Here is a 23,636-nt window from a genome sequence, read left to right as displayed (position 1 = left end):
GGGGGGCCGCCGCGATGGGCCATCCTTGGCCCAGCGCGGCTAAACCGGCATCCCTGCCGGTTTACCCCCCAAATCCCTGTCAGATTCCGGCCATCGTGTTTGACGGGGCGATTTCAGATCAAGATCACGATCAAAAGCTCAGATCAAAAGACCGCTGACTTCGTCAGCGAAAAGGATGTAAGAGCCGGAGCAACAGCAACAGCAACAGCAACAGCAACAGCAACAGCAACAGCAAATCCATGCTCGGTCTAATGTGGGAGCTGGCTTGTCGAATCGTCGCACCGCTGCGATGGCATCAACTCGGTGTGCCTGATGTACCGAGGTGTCTGCATCGCAGGCAAGCCAGCTCCCACAGAAAAGCAGCTCTTCAGTGTATGCAAATCCGCAGCCGACCTCATATTCAAAACTGCATGCGCTCCCACATTCAGACCGAGTTGTATCAAGTAGATAGGCTTTGGCTTTGCACTTGATCTGGCTTTTGCTTCAACCACTCAGGTCGGCTTTCAGGCCGCCGTGCTCTGCTTTTGATCTTGCTTTTGATCTGAGGCGCCCCGTTAACCACGATGGCCGAACGCAGGCTTGAATCTGTGGGTAACCCGGCAGGACGCCGGGTTAGCCGCGCTGGGCCAAGGATGGCCCATCGCGGCGGCCCACGGATTCAAGCCGGAGTGAGGGCACACCGAGCCTAAGCGAGGTGCCGAGTGGTGGGGCACAGACCTTTTGGTTACTTTTGGGGCGTTTGCCAAAAGTGACCCGCTGTAAGAGCGGAACCATAGGCCGCCGTTACCGCAGCAACGGATATGTACTCAACAACCCCCGCTACAACCGAGACTTGCGCAAAGGAAAAAGACTGTTAAGCGTATCAATCAAGCGCACCAGATAAATGGGCTTGCGAAACAAATCCAACACCTGCAACCGCAGCATGTCACTCACATCATCCATCTCCGCATGCCCAGACATCACAATCACCGGCAAATGCTGACGATCCGTGTGCTCACGCAAGCGCTTGATCAACGATATCCCACTCTCCTCTGGCATACGCAGGTCAGTGATAACCAGGGCAATGTCAGGATTCAGCGTCAGTTCCTGCAATGCGTAAGTCACAGAGCTGGCGGTAAAACAAACGAAGCCCTCGTTCTCCAGCGACTCCGCCAGTTCTACGAGGGCATCTTCTTCGTCGTCCACCAACAGGATTTGTTGACGGAAAGGTACAGCTGCAGCATTCATGGGCACTACCTGATGTCACCACTCAAAACCATCTGAAATCAACAGCAGGCCGTCCCAAACTCACAACGCGGTGATCGCCGCCTGAATTCTGGCAAAGAAGGCCGTAATCTGAGGCCCCAGCGTCGTCCCGGCTGCCAGTATCACCAATGCTACAATCGCCACGAGAATGAGGTACTCAATCGCGGTCGCGCCCTCTTTGCGATGAAAAAGTAGCTGAAGTTGAACATGGAGTTTAATCAACAGTTCGAGGATCATCGTACTACTCCTATGGGCGACCAGACGCCCTAGCTCGGTGCTGCACAGTAATTGCCATGTGCCACCTGAGCATTGTCAACAAACCCCACCCTCACAACTGTAAGAACTGATTAATCACAAAGTAGTGGTCGTTTTGCTGGCGCCTGAATCCCTTGTTTTCAAGGCTATCGAGGCGCGCCACGAAGAAATCTTTCTGTCAGTAATGGCATTTTGTCCTAGCTGAACTACCTTCAAATAGCGAAATAGTTAGTCACTGTTCATAGCAGCCGAGTTGCGGAATTAGCCTGTTGGGATCGACGGGTTTTGGTGCAACAGGAAAAGGAGAGCCGTCATGAACACGCGTCTCAGCATGGTACTTGCCGGTGTGCTCTTGGTCGGTGCGCTGTTTGCCGGTTATTGGGGGTTGGTGCTCAGCCGCGAACCTGCCCCGGCGCCGCCACCGCCGCCCACCGCACCGGTAGAAAAAGCCGTCGCCGTGGTCGAGGACCAGACCCGCCAATCGGTGGTGGTGCTGGCCCACGATGTACCGCCCTTTATTGCCCTGACCGCCGCAGACCTGAGCATCGAAAAACTGCGCACAGCGCCAGCGGGCAGTATGACCAGTGTTGACCAGGCCATCGGCCGCACTCCGTGGCGCGCCTTGCAGGCCGGCACCTGGCTCAACGATGAGAGCTTCAGCCCCGGTGGCCCACTGGCCCGCATGATCCGCCCAAACGAACGCGCCCTCGCGGTTGCCGTCGATGAAGTGATTGGCGCTGCCGGCCAATTGAGCCCAGGCGACTATGTGGACGTGTTGCTGTACCTGCGCCAGGACGTCGCCAACGTCGAACAATCCGCTCAAGTGGTGATCCCTGCCATGCGCCTGCTCAGTGTCGGCGATCAAATGGGCCTGACCAACGACGGCGTTCCCGCTTCACCACCAGCAATGACCGCCGAAGAAAAAGCCCAACGCCATGCCCCCTCTCGCACCGTGGTGCTGGCGGTGCCCGAACAACTGCTGAGCCAACTGATGCTGGCGACCCAGGCCGGCACCTTGCGCCTGGCGGTGCGCAGCGCCGATGAACGCTTGCTGAGCCACTACTGGGCCGGTGAGAGCGATGCACCGGGCAAGCTGCAAAGCGCTAACCGCGACCTCTACCAATTCACCCAGTTGGCCTTCGTCCAGGCGCCCAAAAAAGTCGCCCAGGGTGGCCCCGCGCGCCGCACCGGTGTTGAGGTGATACGCGGTAATCAAGCAACCCAACAAACACCCGACTGAACAAGGATGCTGTGCATGAACCGACGTTTCGCACCGGTGTTCACGCTGAAAATCGCCTGTGCCCTGATGCTGTCGAACTTGTCTGTGGGGCTCGTTGCAGCCGCCCCGGGCAACTGCGGCAGCCTGGGCCAATTACCCGCAGCACTGTCGGTGGGCGAGGGCCTGCAACAGGAGCTGCAATCCCCTGTCGCCATCACACGCCTGGCCATTGGCGACCCGAAAATTGCCGACGTACACCTCAATGGCGATCGCGGTTTCCTGCTCACCGGCGTGGCCTCCGGCACCACCAGCCTGATGGTCTGGACCGCCTGTTCGAACACGCCGCGCCAGAGCATGGTGTTCGTCAAAGGCAAGGCTACCTCGGCATTGACCAGCCTGTCGCTGTCGCCGTCAGAAGACCCGACGCTGCCCAGCCAGGTACAGACCGATATCCGCTTCGTCGAAGTCAGCCGCTCCAAACTCAAGGAAGCCAGCACCAAGATCCTCGGCATCGGCAGCAACTTTTTCCTTGGTAGCCCAAAATTGCTCTCGCCTACCGTCGACACGTTCAAGCTGCCGGTGAGCACCACCAACTTCAATATCGGCTTTGGCGGCGGGCGGGTTTCTGCCCTGATCAATGCTCTGGAAAGCAGTGGTTTTGCCTACACCCTGGCGCGCCCAAGCCTGGTGGCCATGAGCGGGCAAAGCGCGACGTTCCTGGCCGGCGGCGAAGTGCCGATCCCGGTGCCCAGCAGCGGCAGTAACAACATCTCGATCGAGTACAAAGAGTTCGGCATTCGCCTGACACTCACCCCGACCGTGATCGACCACAACCGCATTTCCCTCAAGGTAGCGCCGGAAGTCAGCGAGCTGGACTACACCAACGCCGTGGTCATCCAGAACATCCAGGTGCCGGCGCTGACCATCCGCCGCACCGACACCAGCGTGTCACTGGCCGACGGCGAAAGTTTCGTGATCAGCGGCCTGATCAGCAGCACCAACACCACCAATATCAGCAAGTTTCCAGGCCTGGGCGATATCCCGATTCTTGGTGCGTTCTTTCGTGATTCCTCGGTCAACCGCCAGGACAAAGAGCTGCTGATGATCGTCACCCCGCACCTGGTGCAGCCGCTGGCCGCCAACGCCCAACTGCCGTCCTTGCCCGGCGAGAAGCTGCGCAACTACGACCCGAACTGGTACCGCCTGTACTTCCTGGAAAACGGCAATTTCGACCGACTCAATGGGTTGTCTCAATGAGCGATAGCCTGAGCCAGACGTTTCTGGCAATCACCCGCAACAGCACCGACCTGGAATGGCTGCAGGGCGCGCTGGCACCGCTTGGCCAAGTGGTCAGCGCCGGCAGCGGCACCCTCGACGAGCTGCTCGCGCTGGTGGACGTGACCTTCGCCAACCTGGTGTTTATCGGCCTCGACCGCGAACACGTGGTGGCCCAAAGCGCGCTGATCGAAGGCGCGCTGGAGGCCAAGCCGATGCTCGCCATCGTCGCCCTCGGCGATGGCATGGACAACCAGCTTGTACTCAATGCCATGCGCGCCGGCGCCCGCGATTTTGTCGCCTATGGCTCACGCTCCAGCGAAGTCGCCGGGCTGGTACGTCGCCTGAGCAAACGCCTGCCGCCGGTGACCACCAACACCCAACTGGGTGGCCTGACCGTGCTCTACGGCACCCAGAGCAATGCCGACGGCGCATTGCTGACCAGCCACTTGGCGCTGGTGGTGCAAAAGAGCGGCCAGCAAACCCTGTTGCTAGACCTGGGCCTGCCGCGCGGTGACAGCCTGGCGTTGCTGGGGCTGGAAAGCTCGTTCAATTTCGGCGATGCCTTGCGCCACCTCAGGCGCCTGGACAGCACCTTGATCAACAGCGCGTTTACCTGCGCCGAAGAGGGCCTGCGCATCCTCGCCTACGCCCCCAACGACGAGCCCCTGGCACAGACCAGCGCGGCCGAGCTGTACATGCTGCTCAGTGCCTTGCGCCAGCACTTCCAGCACATCGTGGTGAACCTCGCCGGCCAGCCCGACAGCGAAGCGCTGCGCACCTTTGTCAGCCATTGCGACAAGCTGTTGTGGTGCACCGACCAGAGTGTGCTGGACTGCCGTCGCAACCTCGGCGTGCTGAACCAGTGGCGCGAAAAAGGCATGAAGCTGGAACACGCCAAGCTGCTGGTCGACCGCTACATCAAAGGTTGCGCGCCCGACGCCGAAGCCCTGGGCAAAAGCTATGGGCTGGAGGTGATCGCGGTGCTGCCGCTGAGCCCGGAGGTGCGCCTGAATGCCAAGAACCAAGGGCAAACCCTGTTCGCCCTGGCCCCACGCGAAACCCTGACCCACAACCTCAAAGCTTTGGGCGAGCGCCTGGCAAAGCGCTCCGAAGGCATGAAGCAACCCTCGCACACCTGGTTTGAACGCCTGCTGAGGGCTGGCAAATGAACGGTGAAAAACTCTTCGGCGCCCCCGCTCGCGGCCTCGGTGGCAACACTGACCACGACGGGCTCAAGCTTGTGCTGCATCGCTACATCATCGATGCCATCGAGGAGTCAGGCAAAAACTTGCTGGAGGGGTCACGCCCGCTGTTGGCGCAGTTTGTCATCGACAAAGTGGCCGAATACATCAACCGCATGCACCTGGCGATTTCCCGTTATGAGATGGAGCGCCTGGCCGAAGAGATCGTCGATGAACTGACCGGTTTCGGCCCGCTGGAAGTGCTGCTGCGCGACCCGTCAGTGACCGAAATCCTGGTCAACGGCCCGCACCGGGTGTTTATCGAACGTGACGGTTTGCTGCATCAAAGCGACCTGCGCTTTATCGATTCGCACCACGTTGAACGCGTGATGCAACGCATCCTCGCACCGCTGGGTCGGCGCCTGGATGAATCGTCGCCGATGGTCGACGCACGCCTGCCGGATGGCAGCCGGGTCAATGCAATCATCCCGCCGATTGCCCTGGACGGGCCGTGCCTGTCGATTCGTAAGTTTCGCAAGGACATGCTCAAAAGCAGCGACCTGGTGGCGATGCAGACCATCGACCAGAACATCTTTGACTTCTTCCAGGAAGCCGTGGGCAAGCGCTGCAATATCCTGATCAGCGGCGGTACCGGCACCGGTAAAACTACGCTGCTCAATATTCTCAGCCAACTGATCAACCCCCATGAACGCCTGGTCACCATCGAAGACGTGGCCGAGCTGCAATTGGGCCACCCCCACGTGGTGCGCCTGGAAACCCGCCCGCCGAATGCCGAGGGCCACGGCGAGGTCAAGGCCAGCGACCTGATTCGCAACGCCCTGCGGATGCGCCCCGACCGCATCATCCTTGGTGAGATCCGTGGCGTGGAAGTGCTTGATGTACTCACCGCCATGAACACCGGCCACGACGGTTCCATGAGTACCGTGCACGCCAACAACGCTGCCGATGCATTGCTGCGCCTGGAAACCCTGGTGGGCTTGACCGGCCGTGTGGTGGCGGAGAAAACCCTGCGGCAAATGATCTGCGCGGCGCTCGATGTGGTGATCCAGTTGACCCGTTTGCCGGACGGGCGTCGTTGCGTCAGCGAAGTGGTGGAGGTGGTGGGTATCCGCGAAGACGTGTACGTGACCAATACCCTGTTCCGCCATGACCGGCGCACTGGCTTCGGCTTCTTGCGCGAGGCGGTCAACCCTGCCGGCGATAAACTGCGCCGCGAACCGGCTTAGCCTTGAAAGGGACATGACCATGACCGGGGCCATCCTGCTACTCATCTGTTTGATCCTGATCGGCCTGTCGATCCGCTCCTTTCAGAACGGCCTGCGCCGTGCCCAGACCGAGCGGGTACTGAGCCGGCTCGCCGAGGGCCAGCCGCAGCTCACCGAAGAAGCCAACCAGTGGAGTGGCGTGGAGCGGATGTTTCTGCGCGCAGGCCTGGGCAAACCCACGGACAGCCTGGGCCTGTGGCTGGCGATCTGGGCCCTGGGCGTGGCGTTGGGGCTGCTGGTGGCCGGCTGGCTCGGCCTGCTGGTGATGCTGGTGCTGCCGCCGGTGCTGCTGCGCCTGTACATCGCCTGGCGCTACCAGCGGCGCATCAAGCGCATGATCGAACAGCTGCCGCAATTGCTCGACCACACCGTGCGCAGCCTCAAGGCCGGGCGCACCCTGGCCGACTCGGTGCTGGGCGGTATCGAGATCACCGAAGACCCGCTGCAACAGGCCATGGGCCGTATCCAGCGCAATGTGCAGTTGGGCGTAAGCCTGCCGGAGTCGACCCACGACTTTGCCGAGTTCTACGAGCGTGATGAGTTTCGCCTGTTTGCGCTGGGCTTGAAGATCAACCATCGCTATGGCGGCAATGCCAGCGAACTGTTGGAAAACCTGATCAAGATGATCCGCGAGCGCGAGCAGGCCGCCCGCCAGTTGCGCGCCCTGACCGGCGAAACCCGCGTGACCGCCTACGTGCTCGGCGCCCTGCCCATCTCGATGATCGGCTACTTCCTGGTGGTGAACCCGGCATACCTGATGACCATGTGGAACGACGGCACCGGGCGCACGCTGTTGTTCGTGGCACTCGGCATGCAACTGCTGGGCTGCTTCACCTTGTGGCGCATGCTGCGGAGTGTATGAGATGGCTATCCCACTGCTGATCAGCGCCGTAATGCTCCTGGCCGCCCTGGCGCTGGTGCTGGCCAACCTGCTCAAACACCGGCGCGGCCAGCGCCTGGTCGCCCAGCGCTTGCAGGGCCAGATGGGCCGTGAACGCACGCTCAATACGTTGATGCGCCAATTGGGCAACAGCCCTATCGCGCAACGCTCGGTCAGTCTGGACAACGAAACCCAACTGCTGCTCAGCCGCGTCGGTTGGCGCCAGGCCAGCCAACGTTCCATGTTCGCCGCCCTTCAGGTCGGCACGCCGCTAGTGGCGCTAGGCGTGGTGCTGTTGGGCCAGGAGCTGCTGTTTCCCCGCACGGCCTCGCCGTGGCTGGCGCCCGCAATCGGTATGGGCATCGGTTACCTGTTGCCCAAACGCATCCTGGCCTGGGCCGCCAAGGCGCGTCAGCAGCGCATTTCCCGTGAGGTCTCGACCTTCATTCCGCTGCTGCGCATCCTGTTCGAGTCCGGCATGGCGGTTGAACAAGCGCTGCGCGTGCTGAGCATTGAAGCGCAGCGCCTGCTGCCGGACCTGACTTATGAACTGCGCCTGATCCTGACGCGTGTCGACTCCGGCCTGGAGCTGAGCGAAGAACTGGGCAAGACCGCACGGATGCTGGCCGTGGATGAATTCACCGACACCTGCACCATCCTCCAGCAACTGGTGCAGCAAGGCGGCGGTGCGATGAAATCGCTGCTGGCGCTCAAGCAATTGCTCGACGACCGCCGCCTCACGCGCATTCAGGAATTCGTGTCGAAGATGTCGGCAAAGATGTCGGTGGTGATGATGGTGTTCCTGTTTCCCGCCCTGCTGATCGTGCTCGGGGGGCCGGCGTTCATCGGCATCTCCCGGGCCTTGAGTAACTTATGAGGACCGCCCGATGAAAGCCTTGATAGCCGGTTTGAGCCTGTTGCTGCTCGGGGGGTGTGCCACCAACGGCCAAACGCCGTGGGCGGCCCTGACAGCGGGCGGCAGTTGCCCCAAACCTGGGTCGGACCAGGAACTGGCGCTGAACCTGGCCGATGAAATGGCCGGCGACGGCAAGCTGCACGCCAGCCTGGCGAACCTGCAGAGCCTGCCGGCCAACCTGCCCCAGGTGCGCCTGCGCCAGGCCAAGGCGTATCGCCTGCTCGGGCGTAGCGAGGCACAGCCGCTTTATCAAAGCCTGATCGGCACCTGCATGGCGGCTGAAGGCGAACACGGCCTGGGCCAGTTGGCCTCGGCCAAGGGCGACAACGGCCAAGCCATGGCGCACTTGCAACGCGCGGCCCGGTTGGCGCCGACGGATGAAAAAATCCGCAATGACCTGGGCGTGGTGTACCTCAACCAACTGCGCCTGGAAGACGCACGCTTCGAGTTCATGACTGCCATGGAGCTCAAGCAGAGCGACCCGCTGGCGGCGATCAATCTGGTGACCCTGATGATCTATCAGGACAACTGGAAGCAGGCCGCGCAGGTGGCCAGCCAAATGAACCTGAGCCCTGAACAAGTTACCGACGCCCAGGCCCGCGCCGAGAAACTCAAAGGCGCCAGCGTTCCCGTCGCCAAGGTCAAAGACCAGGTGGCTACCATGAGTGATGCCGCAAGCACCCCGAGGAATTGATCATGAAAATGCTATATCTCACCAGCCTCGCCGTGCTGGCACTGCCCCTCAGTGTCATGGCCATTGAGCCCGGCCCGTCATCGCCGCAGCAGGCGGTGACCGAAAGCTGGCTGACCTTGCAGTCCAGCGGGAAAGCGGCCTCAAGCACCCAGCAAAAAGCCTCAGCCGCCGAGCGTGACCTGGCGGCGCAACGCTTGCTGGAAAGCTACAAGCACCCGATTCCGGAGTACTTCGATCAGAAGGCGGGCGGGACAGCCCAGGGCGGTAGTTGATAGCAGGACGCGGAGCGTCCTGGGCGGCATTCCCACGCAGAGCGTGGGAACGATCATTCAGACACAAGCGGGCTTTCTGTGGCGAGCAAGCTTGCTTGCGCTGGGGTGCGAAGCGCCCCCAAAAAAGCCGGGGACTGCTGCGCAGTCAACGGGAGCAAGCTCCCTCGCCACAGCAAGCCCGCTCCCACTCAGTGGGCGGTGACTCGCTGGCGCATCGCCGAGTTGTTAGGCGACAACGCCAGCGCCAACTGCGTGCGGTTATGCATGTGCGTCAGGCGCAGCACCTGGGACACATACAGCTTCACGGTGTTCTCGGTAATGCCCAGCTCACAGGCAATCTGATAATTGGTCTGCCCCTTGCCCACCAGCCGCGCAACATCCAGCTGACGTGGCGACAGTTGGTTGAAGATCGCCGGAATCTCCACCGGCCCGGCCTCCTCGGCCGACGCCTCGTCATTCTCATGCCCTGGCGGGCTGCGGCGGGCTTTGTCGAGGTCCTGGTACAGGTCGTTGATGGACTCGGAAAGAAATTGCAGCTTCTGGTTCAAGTGCCCCAGTTGCAGCTCTTTCTTGCGCTCCTCCAACGCCGCTTCCTGGCGCTGCAAGCCTTCGAGCAGCTCATCGAGGTTGATTGGCTTCTGGTAGTAATCCGCGATCCCCGCACGCAGCGCCTTGATCACATCCTGCTTGTCCGCACGGCCGGTCAACATGATCGCCTCAAAGGCGCGCTGCTTGCCCGCAACCTTCTGCAGGGCCTGGACCAACTCGATGCCGTCCATGTCCGGCATATGCAGATCGCACAGCACCAGGCCAATCTCGGCGTCTTCGGTAAAACGCTTCAAGGCCTGCTGGCTGGATTCACACGGGACGCAGCGGAAACCGCTGCTTTCAAGAAATTCACAGAGCTCTTCCACGATCAGCGGTTGATCGTCGACCACGAGCACTTTTACTGCAGAGGTAAGCTTGTTCACGCGCTACTCCATGCATTGCAAGCCAAAAGTTTGACTAATCCTTCACCACGAATATTCCCGTACATCTACGTATTAAACGTAGACGTACTTTCCGACTATGTACATAGCGTTAATACCCTCAGACGATTAATGGATCCAAAACCAGGTGGCGGCGAACCCCACCAGTAAAAACGGCGCAAACGGCAGTTTTCTTGACGGGTCCGGCGCCAGATAACCCAGATGCTTTTTAACCCCTTGACTCATAAGCGGCCAAAGCTTTGGCGCTGCCAATAGCCACAGCAAATTGGCGATCGCGGCCCCCACAAATGAACCCAGCAAATAGTCGGCATTGGAGGCCAGCGCCAAGGCCGCGAGCAGCTTTACATCCCCCGCTCCAAGGCGGCCCAGGGCGTAACCGGGCAAGGTCAGCAGCAGCGCCAGGAAAAACGCCCACAGCCCCTGCCCGACGGAGGCGCCGAGCCAGGTGTTGCCCGTCCACACGAGGTAGATCAACGCCAACAACGCCGCGCCCAGCGTCAGGCGATTGGCAAGCAAGCGCTGGCGAACGTCCTGCACGGCACACAGCCCCAACCACAACAGCACCACTGCACTATGGATCACGTAAAAAACATCCCTTTTCGCCGATTGATTCTATGCTGATATCAAGTAGTAGCCGTCAGGGTAGACGCGGTGATGAAAACAAGCCTCCCGGAAAAGCAAAAAGGCGCGGCAGCCATCGAGTTCATTGCCGTGTTTGTGATTTTTTTTGCCGTGTTCTACGGCACGGTCAGCTATAGCCTGCCGCTGCTGCTGTTGCAGTCGTTCAACCAGGCCACCGCCGAAGCCGTGCGCCAGAGCGTAGGGCTGGACCCGAATATGCAAGGCTACCCCGCCGCCGTACAGGCCACTGCCAAAACGGCGGTCGCCAACCGTTTGGGGTGGATTCCCAACGCCTACAAATTCGACGCTTCCACCCAAGTCACCACCACCTTCACCAGCGGGCTGTTGTCGGTGCAGATCAACTACCCGTCGGCCAACCTCCAGGCGGTGCTGCCCTTTATTGTCCTGCCGGGCATCGGCACCGTGCCGCAGTTACCGGCAACTCTGCAGGCCCAGTCGAGCCTGCAGTTTTGACTTCGGGGGACAGACTTTTCGGGCGCTTGCTCGGTCGCAATGGCGCGCTGGAAATCGACACGCCCGCGCCGCCGTCTGCCGGGTTGCATGTGCAACTGGATAGCCAAGGCCGCGTGCTCGACCTCAGCGGCACGTTGCGCCCACAGTTGCCGCCACTGGTTAACTCGCCGCGTTTGCAAGAACTGCTGAGTGCCCATAGCGCCGTAACGGTTGAAGGCGTGCCCGCCGACTGGCAGCGCCACAGCCTCGACCTGGATTTTCACGGGATCGCCGGGCAAACCCTGCACACCCGCGGCACGCTTGAACCCCACGACAATGGCTGGCTGCTGCATGCCGTAGACATTGGTGATTTGCTCGGCGGCCGGCAATTGGCCGAGCAGCGCGAACAGAACCACCAATTGAGCAGCCGCGTCAGTGAGCAACTGCGCGTGTGCAGCCTCAGCCGCCTGCCCGAGGTGTTCAACGAACAGTTAAGCAGCGTGGCGCAGCGCTGGCGTATCCCCTGCGTGGCCCTGGCGCTGCTCGATCAGGAAGACCAGGGTTGGAGGGTCTACAGCCAGTACGCCAACCATGATGCACCGTTGTTCTGGCACACTGGGCAACGCCTCGGGACCTGCCTGGACAGCCTCAACGGCACCACGCCGCTGAGCCTGAAAGCGCCTTATGGGCGCGGCGAGCACCCGCGTTTGCACAGTATTTTCGGCAATGCCGATGGGTTCCTTGTGCCCTATCGCGATGGCCAAGGCATCGCCGCATGGCTGCTGTGCGGCGCGTACAGCGGCCAACTGCACAGCAACGACCGCGACTGGCTGAACCTCGCCGCCGCCCTCGCCGCCCCACTGCTCAGCCGCCTGCGCGAACACCGTCACCATCAACAACTCGAGCGCCAGGAAGCGTTGCAAGGCCTGCTGGGCACGGGCTGGTTTGAGTTATTGCCCGCCAGCGGCGAAATCCAGCTCGCCCCCCAATTGATGCGCAACCTCGACCCGGAAGACGGCCCAACCCGGCAACCCCTCGAAGCGTGGCTGAACCACATTCACCCCGCCGACCGCCAGGAACTGCACAGCCGTCTACGCGACCTGCAAACCCTCGGCAAACCCTTGCTCGCCAGCGCGCGCCTCAACCGTGGCGACAGCGTCGCGCCGACCTGGTATCGCGTGCAGGGCCAGGTGCTGGGCGCCGGTGAACAGCGGCGCTGGGTCGGTTTTATGCTCGACATCAGCGACATCCAGAACCAGCAGCTGCAAGCCGATGCCGCCCGCGCCCGCCTGGATAACCTGATTGCCAGCTCACCGGCGGTGATCTATGTGCAGCGCTATGTGAATGGCGCGCTGCAGCCGGTGTTTTTCAGTCACAGTCTGCTGCCCTTGCTCGGTCGCACCCTGGCCGAATGCACCCATGACAACCTGGTGCAATGGGTACACCCGGACGACCGCGACCTGTACTTCCAGCGCACCCGCCAATTGCTGCGTGAAGGCAGCGTGCGCAGCCGTTACCGCGTGCAAGACACACACGGGGATTACCACTGGCTGCTCGACGAAGCCAAGCTGCTGCGCGACGACTTGGGCGTGCCGGTCGAAGCGGTCGGCCTGTGGCTGGATGTGACCGAGGCAACCTTGGCCGCACAGCAGGTCAAGGACAGTGAGGAGCGCTATCGCATCCTTGTGGAAGACTCCCCGGCAATGATCTGCCGCTACCGCCCGGACCTGACCCTGACCTTCGGCAACACGCCGCTGGCCAATTACCTGGAGTGCCTACCTGCGCAGTTGCGCGGGGTCAACCTGGGTGAATGGCTGTCGACCGAACAGCGCGAAGCGTTTGTGCAGCGCATACAGCAGTTGACGCCGGAGTTCCCGGTGAGCACAGCCGAAATCAGCCTGCAATTGCCCGGCCGCGAACATGCCTGGTGGGTGTGGTCGGACCGAGGCGTCTTTGATGAGCACGGCACCCTTGTGGAAGTGCAGGCCGTGGGCCGCGATAACACCGAAGTGCGGCGCTCCCAGCAGCAACTGACGCAAAGCGCGAAAATGGCCACCCTCGGTGAAATGGCCACGGGCCTGGCCCATGAGATCAACCAGCCGCTGAACGTGATGCGCATGGCCATCGTCAATGTGCTCAAGCGCCTGAGCAATGGCGACGTGCAGATCGACTACCTGACCGAAAAACTCCAGCGCATCGACGCCCAGGTACAGCGTGCGGCGCGGGTGGTCGACCATATGCGTGTGTTCGGCCGCCGCTCGGAGGTCGAGCAGCAACCTTTTGACCCGGCGCAGGCGTTGGAGGGCACCTTGTCGTTGCTCAGTGAAGGCCTGCGTGGCAAAGGTGTTGAAGTGCGCCTGACCCAGGCGGATATCCCGGTGCAGGTCAAAGGCTACGTCGACCAGCTTGAGCAAGTGCTGATCAACCTGATGGTCAACGCCCGCGATGCGCTGTTGAGCCAGCGCGAAAAGAACCCCGAGCTGCGCCCGTGGATTGCCCTGCACACCGAACACGACAGCCGCCACGTGCGCATCTGGGTCGAAGACAACGGCGGCGGCATCGACCCGCGCTTGCTGGAACGCATCTTCGAGCCGTTTTTTACCACCAAGCCGATTGGCGTGGGCACCGGGTTGGGCCTGTCGGTGAGTTACGGCATCGTCGAGAACATGGGCGGGCGCCTGAGCGTCAGCAACGGCGAACACGGCGCACGGTTCTGCGTGGAACTGCCCAGGGCCATCGACGTTTAAATCACCAGGTAAGCCTCGCCGGTCTGGCCACAGGTGAGGTTGGCGCCGACGTTCACATTCACCAGGCTGATGCCGAGCATACTCAGCAGGTTGTTAAGGATCGGGTTGAGCAGCGGGCCGAGCAAGCCATCCACCACCGGCGTGACAATCGCGCTGACGGCACTGAGCAGCGCTGTGACCGTAGGCGCCAGAATGCCCAACGGGCTTCCTCCGGACGGTTGGTAAGCCGTGATGCCCACGCCATTGAGCGTGGTTGAAAGGCTGCTCACCACATTGGTGGCGGGTGCCGCAGCCTGATAGGTCGGCGCAAGGCCCACGTTCGGCGGCGTGGCAAACGGCGTGGTACTGGAGAACACCAGGGTTTGATTGCTCTGCGCAATCGGACTGACCACCTTGATCGCGATGCCACCACCGGCAAACGGCACGCGCGGGTCACAGCTGCCGATGCCGAGTATCTTGTGGCAGGTCTTGGTACCAATATCGATCAGGGGTAACGGCGCTACCGTCATCGGCAAGGTGGTGGAAAACGCATTGGTAATACTGCCCACATTCAACGACGCCAGCGAGGTGGTGGTGTACGCCGTCAGGCTCTTGGTGCCCGCGTTGCCGGTGGGGCAGCTGTAGGCGGTGACGTAACTGCTCGCGGCCCCGGCATCCAGTACGATGTTAATCGGCAGGTTGCCGGGTAGCACCAGCAAATCCGCCTGCTGGCAACCAGCGCCCAGCAAGCACAAGGCCGAGTTGATCGTGCTCACCAGGTTCAGGTTCAGCAGGCTGCCGAGCACCGGCGTCAGTGGACCCAACAAGTCGTTTACCGCCGTGTTCAGCCCCGACAACGCACTTAATACCGGCAAGCTCACGGTCACTTCAGTGCGCACCTGGGCGGTACGTACGTAAATTTTATTTGGCCCTGTAGGGTTGGCCGCCGCCAGCACCGGGTTGCCGATCGCTGACAACTGTGGCGGTTCGATCACTTTGACTTGGGTGGTGATATTGGCCAGCCCCAGCACACTAATGGGCAAGGTCGCCGCCGCCGCGCTCTGGCTATTGGACAGTTGCACCACGCCCTGGATCAGCTGGAACACCTGCAAGTTGGCATTCAGCGCCGCAGCGGTGGTGCCGGTCTGCAATTGCAGAATCTGCCCGACGGTCAACGGTGCCTGGTTGATCGCGGCGACTTGCAAGCTGCCCAGGGCGGTGATCACGTCCGCCGTTGCGCCGTTGGCGGTCAGTACGGTGACCGCGGCCTGGATCAACTGCGCGGCGGTGACGTTGGTGTTGAGCAGCTGGGTGTAGTTACCGGCGGCCACGTTGAGGTTGACCGCCAGTTGGTTGAGGTAACTGAGCAGGTTGATATTGGTATTGAGCAAACCATTCCACCCGGCGACCGTCAGGTTGACGTTACCGCCGAGCAAGCCACTGAACAGCGGGTTCAACAGGCTCGCACTTGCGGTGTTGACGCTGGCCAGGGTGCTGTTGATGGTCAGTTGGGCCGAAGGTGGCGTGGGCACCGCCGCTACGGCGGTCGCGGTCAATACGGTATTGATGCTCACCGGATTGCCGGAGAACAACGCCCAAACCCCGGCGGCCACGCTGGTGGTCACGGTTTTGCTCACCACCACTTGAATCGCCGATGACACTGCAGGGTTGGCACTGAACATGCGTCGGCCCGACGCGCCGGTGGTCACGGTGCCGCATTGGGTCACCAGGGTATTGCCGCTGCCCACCACAAAATGATTGCGCGCCACACTCTGCCCGGCAAACGCTGCCGCGCTCAACCCGCTCAGGCACGTGCCGCTGCGGCTCACCGCTTCCAGCGCCGCCGTATCTGCCACGCCTTGCAGCTTGCGCTTCTCCAGGTACAGGCGGCCGCTGTCGATCATCAACAATGTAAAGGCCAGCGCCACCGCCAACACGCCGGCGGCCATCAGGCCGATTGCGCCACCTTGCCTGGAACCAAGTCGGGGAGACATCGAGCACTCCTGTGCCGGCGAGTTGCCGAGCGCTTACTCTCCTGGGATGCAATTGAGTGTAGACAAGGGCTGGAGGTGGTGAAGATCAAAAATGTGGGGCTTGCCCGCGATGGCCATCGATATCTATACAACCGGTTAGTGGCAAGTGGACTGTTGTGGCGAGCAGGCTTGTCCTGCGTTGGGTCGCGAAGCGGCCCCAGTATAGGCACTGCAGTTTTCCTGAAAGAACTCAGCGTCCGGGTTTGGGGCTGCTTCGCGACCCAACGCAGGACAAGCCTGCTCGCCACAGGAGAAATTGGCTGCCTTCAAACGTTGTGTAGATACCTGTGCCACGATGGCGGTGGATCAGTCAGTGCATCGGTGACTGACAGACCGCTATCGCGGGCAAGCCCGCTCCCACAGGGTTTGGCGGTGGTCTTTAGTGCGGAGGGTAGTTGGAGAGGATCCTGGTCACCGTGCTGCGAATGGCATCACTGCGATCCTGCGGGTTCGGCGTGCTGGCCATCATCTGCTCGTCGCTGCCACGCCATACCAGTTTGCCGTCCTTGCCGTCGAGCAGGTCGATCTGGATGGTCGCCACTTTGTAGGTGATGTTGCGCGTTTCGTTGTACATCGGCCCGCCCCAGTAGCCATTCCACGGGCCGCCCCAGGCGCCGCCGTAGTTGGTGGTGACTTGTTGCTGGCGCTCTTCGACGATCAGGTAGGCCTGTACATTCAGGTCGGCCCTGGTGCCTGCGGCTGCGGGGCGCAGGCCGCGCTGGTCGAGTTGCTCGCCCACGGCCTGGCGAATGCGTTGCTCGGTGAGGTCGCTCTTGATCCGTGGATCATCCGGGCGGTATTGCAGGGCAGGGTCTTTCCAGGCCCAGTTGCGGTACGCGCCAAAATCGCGGCTGGCATCAAAGTCATGGTTGACCTGGCTGGTCTGGCAGCCACTCAACAAGACCACTACAGCGAGTGCAGCAAGGCGACGAAGCATGGGGGTTCTCCAAAAAATGGAATAAGCCTGAGATGAGAATAGCTGCTAACTGGGTGGATAAGCGCTCATTGCCTTCTGCATCGCTTCGCGCAACGCATCAGCGCGTTCGCTCAGGCTACCCTGGCTGGTGGTTTCGGCGCTGGTGCTCCATACCGGCTGGCGCGTGCGGGCATCGAACAGGCTCACGCGGGCCACCGCAACTGTCACTTCATAGGTGCGTACCACCGGCACCGTGTTGTACATGCCGTAGCCATTGCCATAGCGGTTATAGCCACCGTAGCCGTAGCCATAGTCGTCCTGCACCTGGCGCAGGCGTTTTTCCAGACGCACGTCGGCGGTTACCAGCAGGTCGGGGGCGCGGCTGTCATGCAAAGGGCGCAAGCCGCGCTGATCTAGAGCGCCGCTGACCGCTTCGGCTATTTGCGCCGAATCCGCCCAGGCCGTCCCCGCGGGCAACTGGCCGTTAAGCCAGCCCCAACTGCGGTAGGCGCCATAGTCGCGCATCGGCGCCGGGTAGGCGCTGGCATCAAAGGTGTTCGCCGCCTGGGCCGGAGCCGGTGGCATCGGCACCGAGGCGGCCACGTAGGGGTTGGGCGTGGAACAGGCACCCAAGCCGAGGGATAACAGGATCAAACAGAGACGACGCATTTCGACCTCCGCAGACTGGGCCGCTTAAACCGGACGGCAGATCCAGTGCAAATAACGCCCAAGTCCGGCAAAGCTTGGGTGACGACGGTGAGCGAGTTCCATCTCCAACAAGTCCTGCAGATTGGCGCGGGCCTGGAATTCCATCGGCATATAGTCGTGGAACACCCGCACGCCACTTTGGCTTTCGACCTGCCAAAGCCCCTCGAGTTGCGCCGCCAGTTCCCGTGGGTCGAGCGGTTGTTGCGGGGTAAGGCTCTGCTTCTCGCCGGCCATGTCGTTCTTGCGCATTTTGCGGAAGTGGCCTTTGAGCAGGTTGCGGTAAATCAGCGCATCACGGTTGTAGAACGCCAGCGACAACCAGCCGCCGGGCACCGTGAGCTGGTGCAGCACCGGCAGGATCGCGTGAGGTTCGGCCAGCCATTCGAGCACGGCGTGGCACAGGACCAGGTCGTAGGGCTCGGTGAGTTGGCCGAGCAATTGCTGCCAGGGCGCATGGATAAAAGTCGCGGTCTGCCCGGCGTCGGCAAACCGCTGACGGGCGCCTTCAAGCATCGGCTCGGCGGGCTCGGCCAGGGTCACTTGATGGCCACGCTCGGCCAGCCACAGCGACATATGCCCCAGGCCCGCGCCGATATCCAGCACGCGCAAAGGGCGCTCGGGCAAGGCTTCAGTCAGGTCGGCCTGCAACACCGCCAGGCGGATCGCGCCTTTGGCGCCACCGTAGATCTTTTCGGCAAAGCGCGTGGCCAACTGGTCGAAGTGACGGTCACTCATGGGCAAACCGCCGTTCGCTGTCGGCCAGTTTGGCGCGTACCACTTCGTTCATGTCCAGGCCCAGCTCACTGCACAGCAACAGCAGGTACAGCACGATATCGCCGACTTCCTGCCCGGCGTGGGTGAGTTTGTCCGCCGGCAGTTGGCGCGACTGGTCTTCGGTCAGCCACTGGAATATTTCCACCAGCTCGGACATTTCCACACTGGCGGCCATGGCCAAGTTTTTAGGGCTGTGGAAGCGCTTCCAGTCGTTGGTATCGCGAATACGGTGCAAGCGTTCGGTGAGGTGTTCGAGGTTCATGCGGGGGCTCCTGAAGGTGTATAGCTTCGGGCGGATGCCGGGCGAAGGCAAGTGAATCCCTGTAACGCGTAAACCTCTATGCTAAAAGGGAACTCGCTTGGTGTAATAACGACCAAAGGCTCAGCGACGCCCACCTCTTCATCAGGACACACACATGCAGGTAGAAAGCTTTTTCGAATGGTTGGGCCAGGCACTGGGGTCCGTCATCCGCTTTATCGTCGACGGGCTCAGCGGGCTGTTCGGCGCCTTGACCCACGCGGGCGGCAACTTTATTGAAGGCCTGTCGCGCACATTGGGCATGGACACCTCGATCATCAGCATCGCCGCCCTCATCATCGGGTTGATGTTGCTGTACTCGGCGGTGCGTGCGTTTATGCGCGCCTCGATCATTATGGGAATTATCTGGTTGATGCTGGGTTTGTGGTTGCTCAGCTGGGTTGTGCATTAATACTTGAAAACACTCACCCTGCTGACAGATTGGCGCGACCGCCGCACCCATCGCCGCGTCTGGGCATTGGCGGCGCCGATGATCTTGTCGAACATCTCGGTGCCGCTGGTGGCCCTGGTGGACAGCATGGTCATCGGCCACCTGCCCCACGCCCATCAACTGGGCGCTGTGGCCGTGGGCGCCAGCCTGTATACCTTCCTGGCCTGGGCCATGGGCTTTCTGCGCATGGGTTCCACCGGGTTTGCCGCACAAGCCGCCGGGCGCGGGGATGGCGCGGCGCTCAGGCAAATCCTGCTGCAAGGTTTGTTGCTGGCGCTGGGGCTGGCCATGCTGCTGGGCACGGTGGGCATTCCGCTGAGCCATCTGGCCCTGGAGTGGATGCAGCCCTCGCCCGAGCTGAACCAACTGACCCGCGATTTTTTCCACACCCGCTTGTTCGGCCTGCCCGCCGCGCTGGCCAGCTATGCCTTGGTCGGCTGGTTCCTCGGCACGCAAAATGCCCGCGCACCACTGGCTATCCTGCTGACCACCAACCTGGTCAACATCGCCTTGAACCTGTGGTTTGTACTCGGTCTGGATTGGGGTGTGGTCGGCTCAGCACGCGCCTCCGTTATCGCCGAATGGACCGGCGCCCTGCTCGGCCTGGCCCTCACGCAAAAAGCCCTGCGCGCGTATCCCGGGCATATCGCCTGGGCCGCTTTGCAGCGGTGGCAAAGCTGGCGGCCGCTGTTGGCGGTGAACCGCGATATTTTTATCCGTAGCCTGGCGCTGCAGTCGGTGTTTTTCATGATCACGGTGCAAGGCGCACGCCTGGGCGATGCCACCGTGGCGGCCAATGCGCTGCTGCTCAATGGTCTGCTGTTGACGGCCCACGCCCTCGACGGTCTGGCCCACGCAGTCGAAGCGCTGTGCGGGCACGCCATCGGCGCCCATGATCGCCAGGCATTGCGCCGCTCGCTGGTGGTCGCTTGTGGCTGGTCATTGATCGCCAGCCTAGGGTTCGCCCTGCTGTTCACCTTCGCCGGGCACTTGTTTATCGCCATGCAAACCGATATCCCCAGCGTGCGCGAAACCGCCGATATCTACCTGCCTTACCTGGCCGTACTGCCGTTGATTGCGGTGTGGAGCTATTTACTGGACGGCCTGTTTATCGGTGCAACCCGCGCGCGGGAAATGCGTAACGGCATGCTGTTGACGGTGGTGATTGTGCTGCCATTCGCATGGGCCTTGCAGGGCTTGGGCAATCATGGGCTGTGGGTCACCTTCCTGCTGTTCATGGCCCTGCGCAGCCTGACACTGTGGGCAATTGCCTGGCGCCTGAACAAACAGGACCGCTGGCTCAGCGCCCGTTAGTAAAGAATGGCCGGTTTGCAGCGTAAGAAAAACTCACAACTGCGCGTGGAGCCTTTGCAAGGGCTACAACCACAGAGGATCCGCCTGGCCCACTCTCGCGAGCCAGAAGGAAACAGGAGCCTGCGTGAACACAGTACTTCCCCGCATTCCCCTCGGCGCATCCGACGCTCCGACATTGGCACCCCAGCCTGAAACGCCCAGCCCGTCGGCACCCACGCCTGACATTGGGCAACAGACACATACGTTGTTCAACGAAGCCAATGTACTGATCAAACGCGAAGTGGAAACCTGGCAAGACAGTGCCGGCAACTATCACTCAGCCAGCATGACTCACATCGTCACCGGCGATCAGGCAGACAATATAAAGATCACAGCCCATGACAGCAGGACATTGACGGCCATCATCAATGGGAAAACCTACCCCTTCCCAATGCCCGAAAGCACAGACCTGCACATGATAAATATTGAGACCCAGGGCGGAAATGACTCGGTGGTCATTGGCCCTGGCGTTAAGGCACCTGTTCGGATCATCACGGGCGACGGCAATGACCGGGTCAAGACCGGCGCCGGCTATGCACGGGTCAATGGCGGCAGCGGCAACGACTCCATTCACCTGGGTAGCGGCGGCGGAATCGCCTTGGGTGGTGACGGCGATGATCGGATGCGCGCAGGCACGGGCAGTGCCGTGCTGAGGGGTGGCAAAGGCAATGACGTGCTGCATGCAGGCAAGGGCGCCAATCACCGACTGGTGTATTTGAACGGCGACCAAGGCAATGACCAGCTGTATGCAGGCGCAGGCATCAACGTTTTAAATGGAGGCCGCGGCGACGATAAACTGGTGGGCGCCCGCAAGACCACGTTTTACGCAGGCGCAGGCCATGACGTGATTCACTCCACGAGTAAAAAAGATCGCATTTACGCCAAAGCGTCCGACAAGATTCATCACAATGGGCCTTCAAACGTCACGTTTATGGAGGTCAAGGACGTCGGGAGAAAAGGGCTGAAGATAGAAGGCAAACCCGAGTTCATCGACGCCGTGCAAGACGTTCTCGACCAGCTTCGAGGTTCGCCTGTCGGCCAGCGGATGCTTGAGCAAATGGACGACTTCGTGGACGACATAAGGTCTCCCGTCACCCTGCGAGAGTCTGCCGACATGAACGCCAGTTACTACTACTTCCGCAACGCCTACAGCGACGCGCTTTCCGCTTGGCAAACTTCGCAGTTTCAAAGCGAATCAGAATTGGGCTACATCAAAAATGAGGTGGCCGGTGCAGTCGCCACTCACGCCGAAATAGAGCTTCAAACCTTCCACTTCGGCCAACAGCTGTCGACCACACCGATGCTTGCACTCCAGCACGAGTTGGCCCATGCCTTCAATGGCGCCACTGGCACCTACCAACCCGGAAACCAACAGGCTTTTGGCCTCGATGGAAACCCCATTGAGCGCTACGGTCAGCCGGTTTTCGTTAATAACGTCGAGTACCAAGCACTCGGCCTCGCCATTGAGGACGGGGAGCTGTTCGATCACGACAACAACCCGCTCACCCGGCCAACCACCCTCAATCCATCGCCCTTCACCGAGAATGCGCTACGCCAGGAAATGGGCGTGCCCTTGCGTGATCGCTACCTATGGGATGAGGCGCCGCACGCAGTTTAATCAATGGGCGGGAGCCAACCTGTCAGTTCTCACAGGTTACAAACCCGACTTTCCGGCGTTGAATGGAGATCGCCGCTGAAGAGCCTTCAGCTTAAGGCTGCGATCTTATTGCACTCAAGGAAGAACCCACATGAGTAACAACACCTACTTGCTTATCGGCGCGTTGATAGTGGTCGCATTGATCGCCGCCGCTGTTATTCGCTCGTCCAAGAAGAAACAAGCCAAGCCCCCTGTCGAAGCCGTCGCCGAGCCGTCCGTTCAGGTTCCCCCCGTCACTCCGGACACGGGCGAATGGACACTCAAACTGGACGACGCTCCGTCAACACTCCCAGCGCAGCCCGCCATCCAGAAAGGCGTGGAGGTTTGGAATCAAACGGATTTCCACTTCTTCGTGACACAACAAGGCATAAGAGCGACGCTGCCACCCCAGGGTCGAACACTGATGGACAATAGCGCTAGTCTGACAGTCAGCCCTTCAGCGCAAAACACGCTGCAGTCTGTAGCGCTGGAGGAAACCAGCCCCGAGAGCTCAGCGCAGTACACCCTGATAATCCGGTAAAGCCAGCCTCACTGGCCTGGAGTGGAGCGAATAAACGCCGTGACCCGATCCAGCACCGGCGCCAGCCAGCGCAATGGCTTGGCAATGGATGCCACTAATGTCGCGTGGCTGGTTCTGGTGAAATAAAACGCCTCGACCGGCACCCCCGCTTCGTGCAGCTTTTTCGCCAGCCCGCCCGTGTTGCGTGTGGGGTTGACCAGCGTGTCGCTCTGCGAGGCGATCAACAGGCTCGGCGGTGCATCATGACTGACGTGGTTGATCGGCTGGGAATCGGGCGGTGAGTCCGGGAAGAAAAACACAGGGCGCACATCGCGGTTTTCAATCGGCAGGAAGTCATAAGGCCCGGCCAGGCCGATCCAACCCTTGAGCATCGAGGGTGACAGGTTCACTTCTTTGAGCCAACGCGCATCCAGCGCCAGCATCGAGGCGTTGTACGCGCCGGAGCTATGGCCCATCAGGTAGAGCTGCTTGGGGTCGGCGCCATATTCGGCGATGTGCTGATGAGTCCAGGCCACCGCTTGGGCGCCGTCCTGGAGAAAAGCGGGGTAACGCACTTGCGGATAGAGCCGGTAGTCCGCGACGACCACCACAATGCCGCGTGAAGCCAGGGCTTCGCCAACGAAACCGTAATCATCCTTGGAGCCGCTGTTCCAGCTGCCGCCGTAGAAAAACACCACGACCGGGGCGTTGGGCAAGGCGGTGACAGGGCGATAGACATCGAGCCTCTGGCGCGGGTCAGGGCCGTAGGCAATCGATGAGGTTTTGGTGAACGTGCTGGAAGGGGTCAGTGCGTTGAGCACTTTGATCGGCGAGCAGGCCGAGAGGAATGCGGCGACTGCCAGGGTTAACGCTTGCAGCCATTTGCTCGACATCGTTCAGACCTCACACAGAAGGTACGACCAAACGAAAAT

The 23,636-nt window shown here is 61.2% G+C and carries 24 protein-coding genes; 14 read left to right on the top strand and 10 right to left on the bottom strand.

Annotation, left to right across the window (positions count from 1 at the left end; all coding sequences use genetic code 11):
- Positions 1-819 precede the first annotated feature (819 nt).
- Together GIW28_RS10540 and GIW28_RS10535 are read right to left on the bottom strand one after the other, a co-directional pair.
- On the bottom strand, positions 820-1,227 hold the full coding sequence (locus GIW28_RS10540) for a response regulator (RefSeq protein ID WP_017136715.1): 408 nt from the start codon (positions 1,225-1,227) through the stop codon (positions 820-822).
- Positions 1,228-1,287: 60 nt separating this feature from the next.
- Positions 1,288-1,482, bottom strand: coding sequence for a Flp family type IVb pilin (locus GIW28_RS10535; protein WP_017136716.1), 195 nt, complete (start codon positions 1,480-1,482; stop codon positions 1,288-1,290).
- 331 nt (positions 1,483-1,813) lie between these two features.
- Here GIW28_RS10535 and cpaB point away from each other — a divergent pair, with 331 nt between their 5' ends.
- The 8 genes from cpaB to GIW28_RS10495 are packed head-to-tail and all read left to right on the top strand — an operon-like array spanning position 1,814 to position 9,226.
- Positions 1,814-2,740, top strand: coding sequence for a Flp pilus assembly protein CpaB (gene cpaB / locus GIW28_RS10530; RefSeq protein WP_099488030.1), 927 nt, complete (start codon positions 1,814-1,816; stop codon positions 2,738-2,740).
- A gap of 15 nt (positions 2,741-2,755) precedes the next feature.
- Positions 2,756-3,976: a type II and III secretion system protein family protein gene (locus tag GIW28_RS10525; protein WP_236446654.1), complete on the top strand. Its 1,221-nt coding sequence runs from the start codon at positions 2,756-2,758 to the stop codon at positions 3,974-3,976.
- The gene (locus GIW28_RS10520) at positions 3,973-5,166 is read left to right on the top strand and encodes a pilus assembly protein (protein WP_138449927.1); all 1,194 of its coding nucleotides are present in this window, start codon (positions 3,973-3,975) and stop codon (positions 5,164-5,166) included. The genes GIW28_RS10525 and GIW28_RS10520 overlap by 4 nt, the downstream gene beginning before the upstream one ends.
- A complete protein-coding gene (locus GIW28_RS10515) occupies positions 5,163-6,425 on the top strand; it encodes a CpaF family protein (RefSeq protein ID WP_017136720.1) in 1,263 nt (420 codons plus the stop codon). The genes GIW28_RS10520 and GIW28_RS10515 overlap by 4 nt, the downstream gene beginning before the upstream one ends.
- 19 nt (positions 6,426-6,444) lie before the next feature.
- The gene (locus tag GIW28_RS10510; protein WP_026013678.1) at positions 6,445-7,326 is read left to right on the top strand and encodes a type II secretion system F family protein; all 882 of its coding nucleotides are present in this window, start codon (positions 6,445-6,447) and stop codon (positions 7,324-7,326) included.
- 1 nt (position 7,327) lies between these two features.
- Positions 7,328-8,221: a type II secretion system F family protein gene (locus tag GIW28_RS10505; protein ID WP_236446653.1), complete on the top strand. Its 894-nt coding sequence runs from the start codon at positions 7,328-7,330 to the stop codon at positions 8,219-8,221.
- A 10-nt stretch (positions 8,222-8,231) separates the two neighbouring features.
- Positions 8,232-8,954 carry a tetratricopeptide repeat protein gene (locus GIW28_RS10500; RefSeq protein ID WP_017136723.1) on the top strand — a complete coding sequence of 241 codons (723 nt, stop codon included), beginning with the start codon at positions 8,232-8,234 and terminating at the stop codon, positions 8,952-8,954.
- A gap of 2 nt (positions 8,955-8,956) precedes the next feature.
- Positions 8,957-9,226 carry a DUF3613 domain-containing protein gene (locus GIW28_RS10495; protein WP_017136724.1) on the top strand — a complete coding sequence of 90 codons (270 nt, stop codon included), beginning with the start codon at positions 8,957-8,959 and terminating at the stop codon, positions 9,224-9,226.
- A 188-nt stretch (positions 9,227-9,414) separates the two neighbouring features.
- Here GIW28_RS10495 and GIW28_RS10490 read toward each other — a convergent pair whose 3' ends face one another.
- Both GIW28_RS10490 and GIW28_RS10485 read right to left on the bottom strand, forming a co-directional pair.
- Entirely contained in the window at positions 9,415-10,197 is a 783-nt protein-coding gene (locus GIW28_RS10490) for a response regulator transcription factor (protein WP_017136725.1), read from the bottom strand.
- A gap of 126 nt (positions 10,198-10,323) precedes the next feature.
- Entirely contained in the window at positions 10,324-10,797 is a 474-nt protein-coding gene (locus tag GIW28_RS10485; RefSeq protein WP_138449923.1) for a prepilin peptidase, read from the bottom strand.
- 72 nt (positions 10,798-10,869) lie between these two features.
- Between GIW28_RS10485 and GIW28_RS10480 the strand changes: the two genes are divergently transcribed.
- Both GIW28_RS10480 and GIW28_RS10475 read left to right on the top strand, forming a co-directional pair.
- Entirely contained in the window at positions 10,870-11,310 is a 441-nt protein-coding gene (locus tag GIW28_RS10480; protein WP_017136727.1) for a TadE/TadG family type IV pilus assembly protein, read from the top strand.
- Complete coding sequence (locus GIW28_RS10475) at positions 11,307-14,036, top strand: PAS domain-containing sensor histidine kinase (protein ID WP_236446650.1); 2,730 nt, start codon at positions 11,307-11,309, stop codon at positions 14,034-14,036. The genes GIW28_RS10480 and GIW28_RS10475 overlap by 4 nt, the downstream gene beginning before the upstream one ends.
- On the opposite strand, the gene GIW28_RS10470 is transcribed toward GIW28_RS10475, so the two are convergent.
- From GIW28_RS10470 to GIW28_RS10450, 5 genes are all read right to left on the bottom strand, one after another.
- Positions 14,033-16,009 (bottom strand): pilus assembly protein TadG-related protein, encoded by a 1,977-nt coding sequence (locus GIW28_RS10470; protein WP_236446648.1) that lies wholly within the window; start codon positions 16,007-16,009, stop codon positions 14,033-14,035. The genes GIW28_RS10475 and GIW28_RS10470 overlap by 4 nt on opposite strands.
- 418 nt (positions 16,010-16,427) lie before the next feature.
- A complete protein-coding gene (locus GIW28_RS10465; protein ID WP_099548144.1) occupies positions 16,428-16,985 on the bottom strand; it encodes a DUF4136 domain-containing protein in 558 nt (185 codons plus the stop codon).
- Between the two features lie 45 nt (positions 16,986-17,030).
- Positions 17,031-17,633 (bottom strand): DUF4136 domain-containing protein, encoded by a 603-nt coding sequence (locus tag GIW28_RS10460; protein ID WP_138452494.1) that lies wholly within the window; start codon positions 17,631-17,633, stop codon positions 17,031-17,033.
- A 24-nt stretch (positions 17,634-17,657) separates the two neighbouring features.
- Entirely contained in the window at positions 17,658-18,407 is a 750-nt protein-coding gene (locus GIW28_RS10455) for a methyltransferase (RefSeq protein WP_017136731.1), read from the bottom strand.
- Complete coding sequence (locus tag GIW28_RS10450) at positions 18,400-18,708, bottom strand: MazG-like family protein (RefSeq protein WP_017136732.1); 309 nt, start codon at positions 18,706-18,708, stop codon at positions 18,400-18,402. Before GIW28_RS10450 ends, GIW28_RS10455 begins: the two co-directional genes overlap by 8 nt.
- Positions 18,709-18,862: 154 nt before the next feature.
- On the opposite strand from GIW28_RS10450, the gene GIW28_RS10445 reads away from it, so the two are divergent.
- From GIW28_RS10445 to GIW28_RS10430, 4 genes are all read left to right on the top strand, one after another.
- The gene (locus GIW28_RS10445) at positions 18,863-19,156 is read left to right on the top strand and encodes a hypothetical protein (protein ID WP_017136733.1); all 294 of its coding nucleotides are present in this window, start codon (positions 18,863-18,865) and stop codon (positions 19,154-19,156) included.
- A 3-nt stretch (positions 19,157-19,159) separates the two neighbouring features.
- A complete protein-coding gene (locus GIW28_RS10440) occupies positions 19,160-20,509 on the top strand; it encodes an MATE family efflux transporter (RefSeq protein WP_017136734.1) in 1,350 nt (449 codons plus the stop codon).
- Between the two features lie 124 nt (positions 20,510-20,633).
- Entirely contained in the window at positions 20,634-22,166 is a 1,533-nt protein-coding gene (locus GIW28_RS10435) for a M91 family zinc metallopeptidase (protein ID WP_236446646.1), read from the top strand.
- A gap of 130 nt (positions 22,167-22,296) precedes the next feature.
- On the top strand, positions 22,297-22,725 hold the full coding sequence (locus GIW28_RS10430) for a hypothetical protein (protein ID WP_099548141.1): 429 nt from the start codon (positions 22,297-22,299) through the stop codon (positions 22,723-22,725).
- 8 nt (positions 22,726-22,733) lie between these two features.
- Here the strand turns inward: GIW28_RS10430 and GIW28_RS10425 are convergent, their stop codons facing one another.
- Positions 22,734-23,597, bottom strand: a complete 864-nt coding sequence (locus tag GIW28_RS10425) for an alpha/beta hydrolase (protein ID WP_017136737.1) — start codon at positions 23,595-23,597, stop codon at positions 22,734-22,736.
- Between the last annotated feature and the right edge of the window lie 39 nt (positions 23,598-23,636).

This window comes from Pseudomonas sp. PA-5-4B, assembly GCF_021606215.1.
In the GTDB taxonomy this organism is placed as follows: domain Bacteria; phylum Pseudomonadota; class Gammaproteobacteria; order Pseudomonadales; family Pseudomonadaceae; genus Aquipseudomonas; species Aquipseudomonas edaphica.
This window is presented reverse-complemented; position numbering and strand designations above follow the sequence as displayed.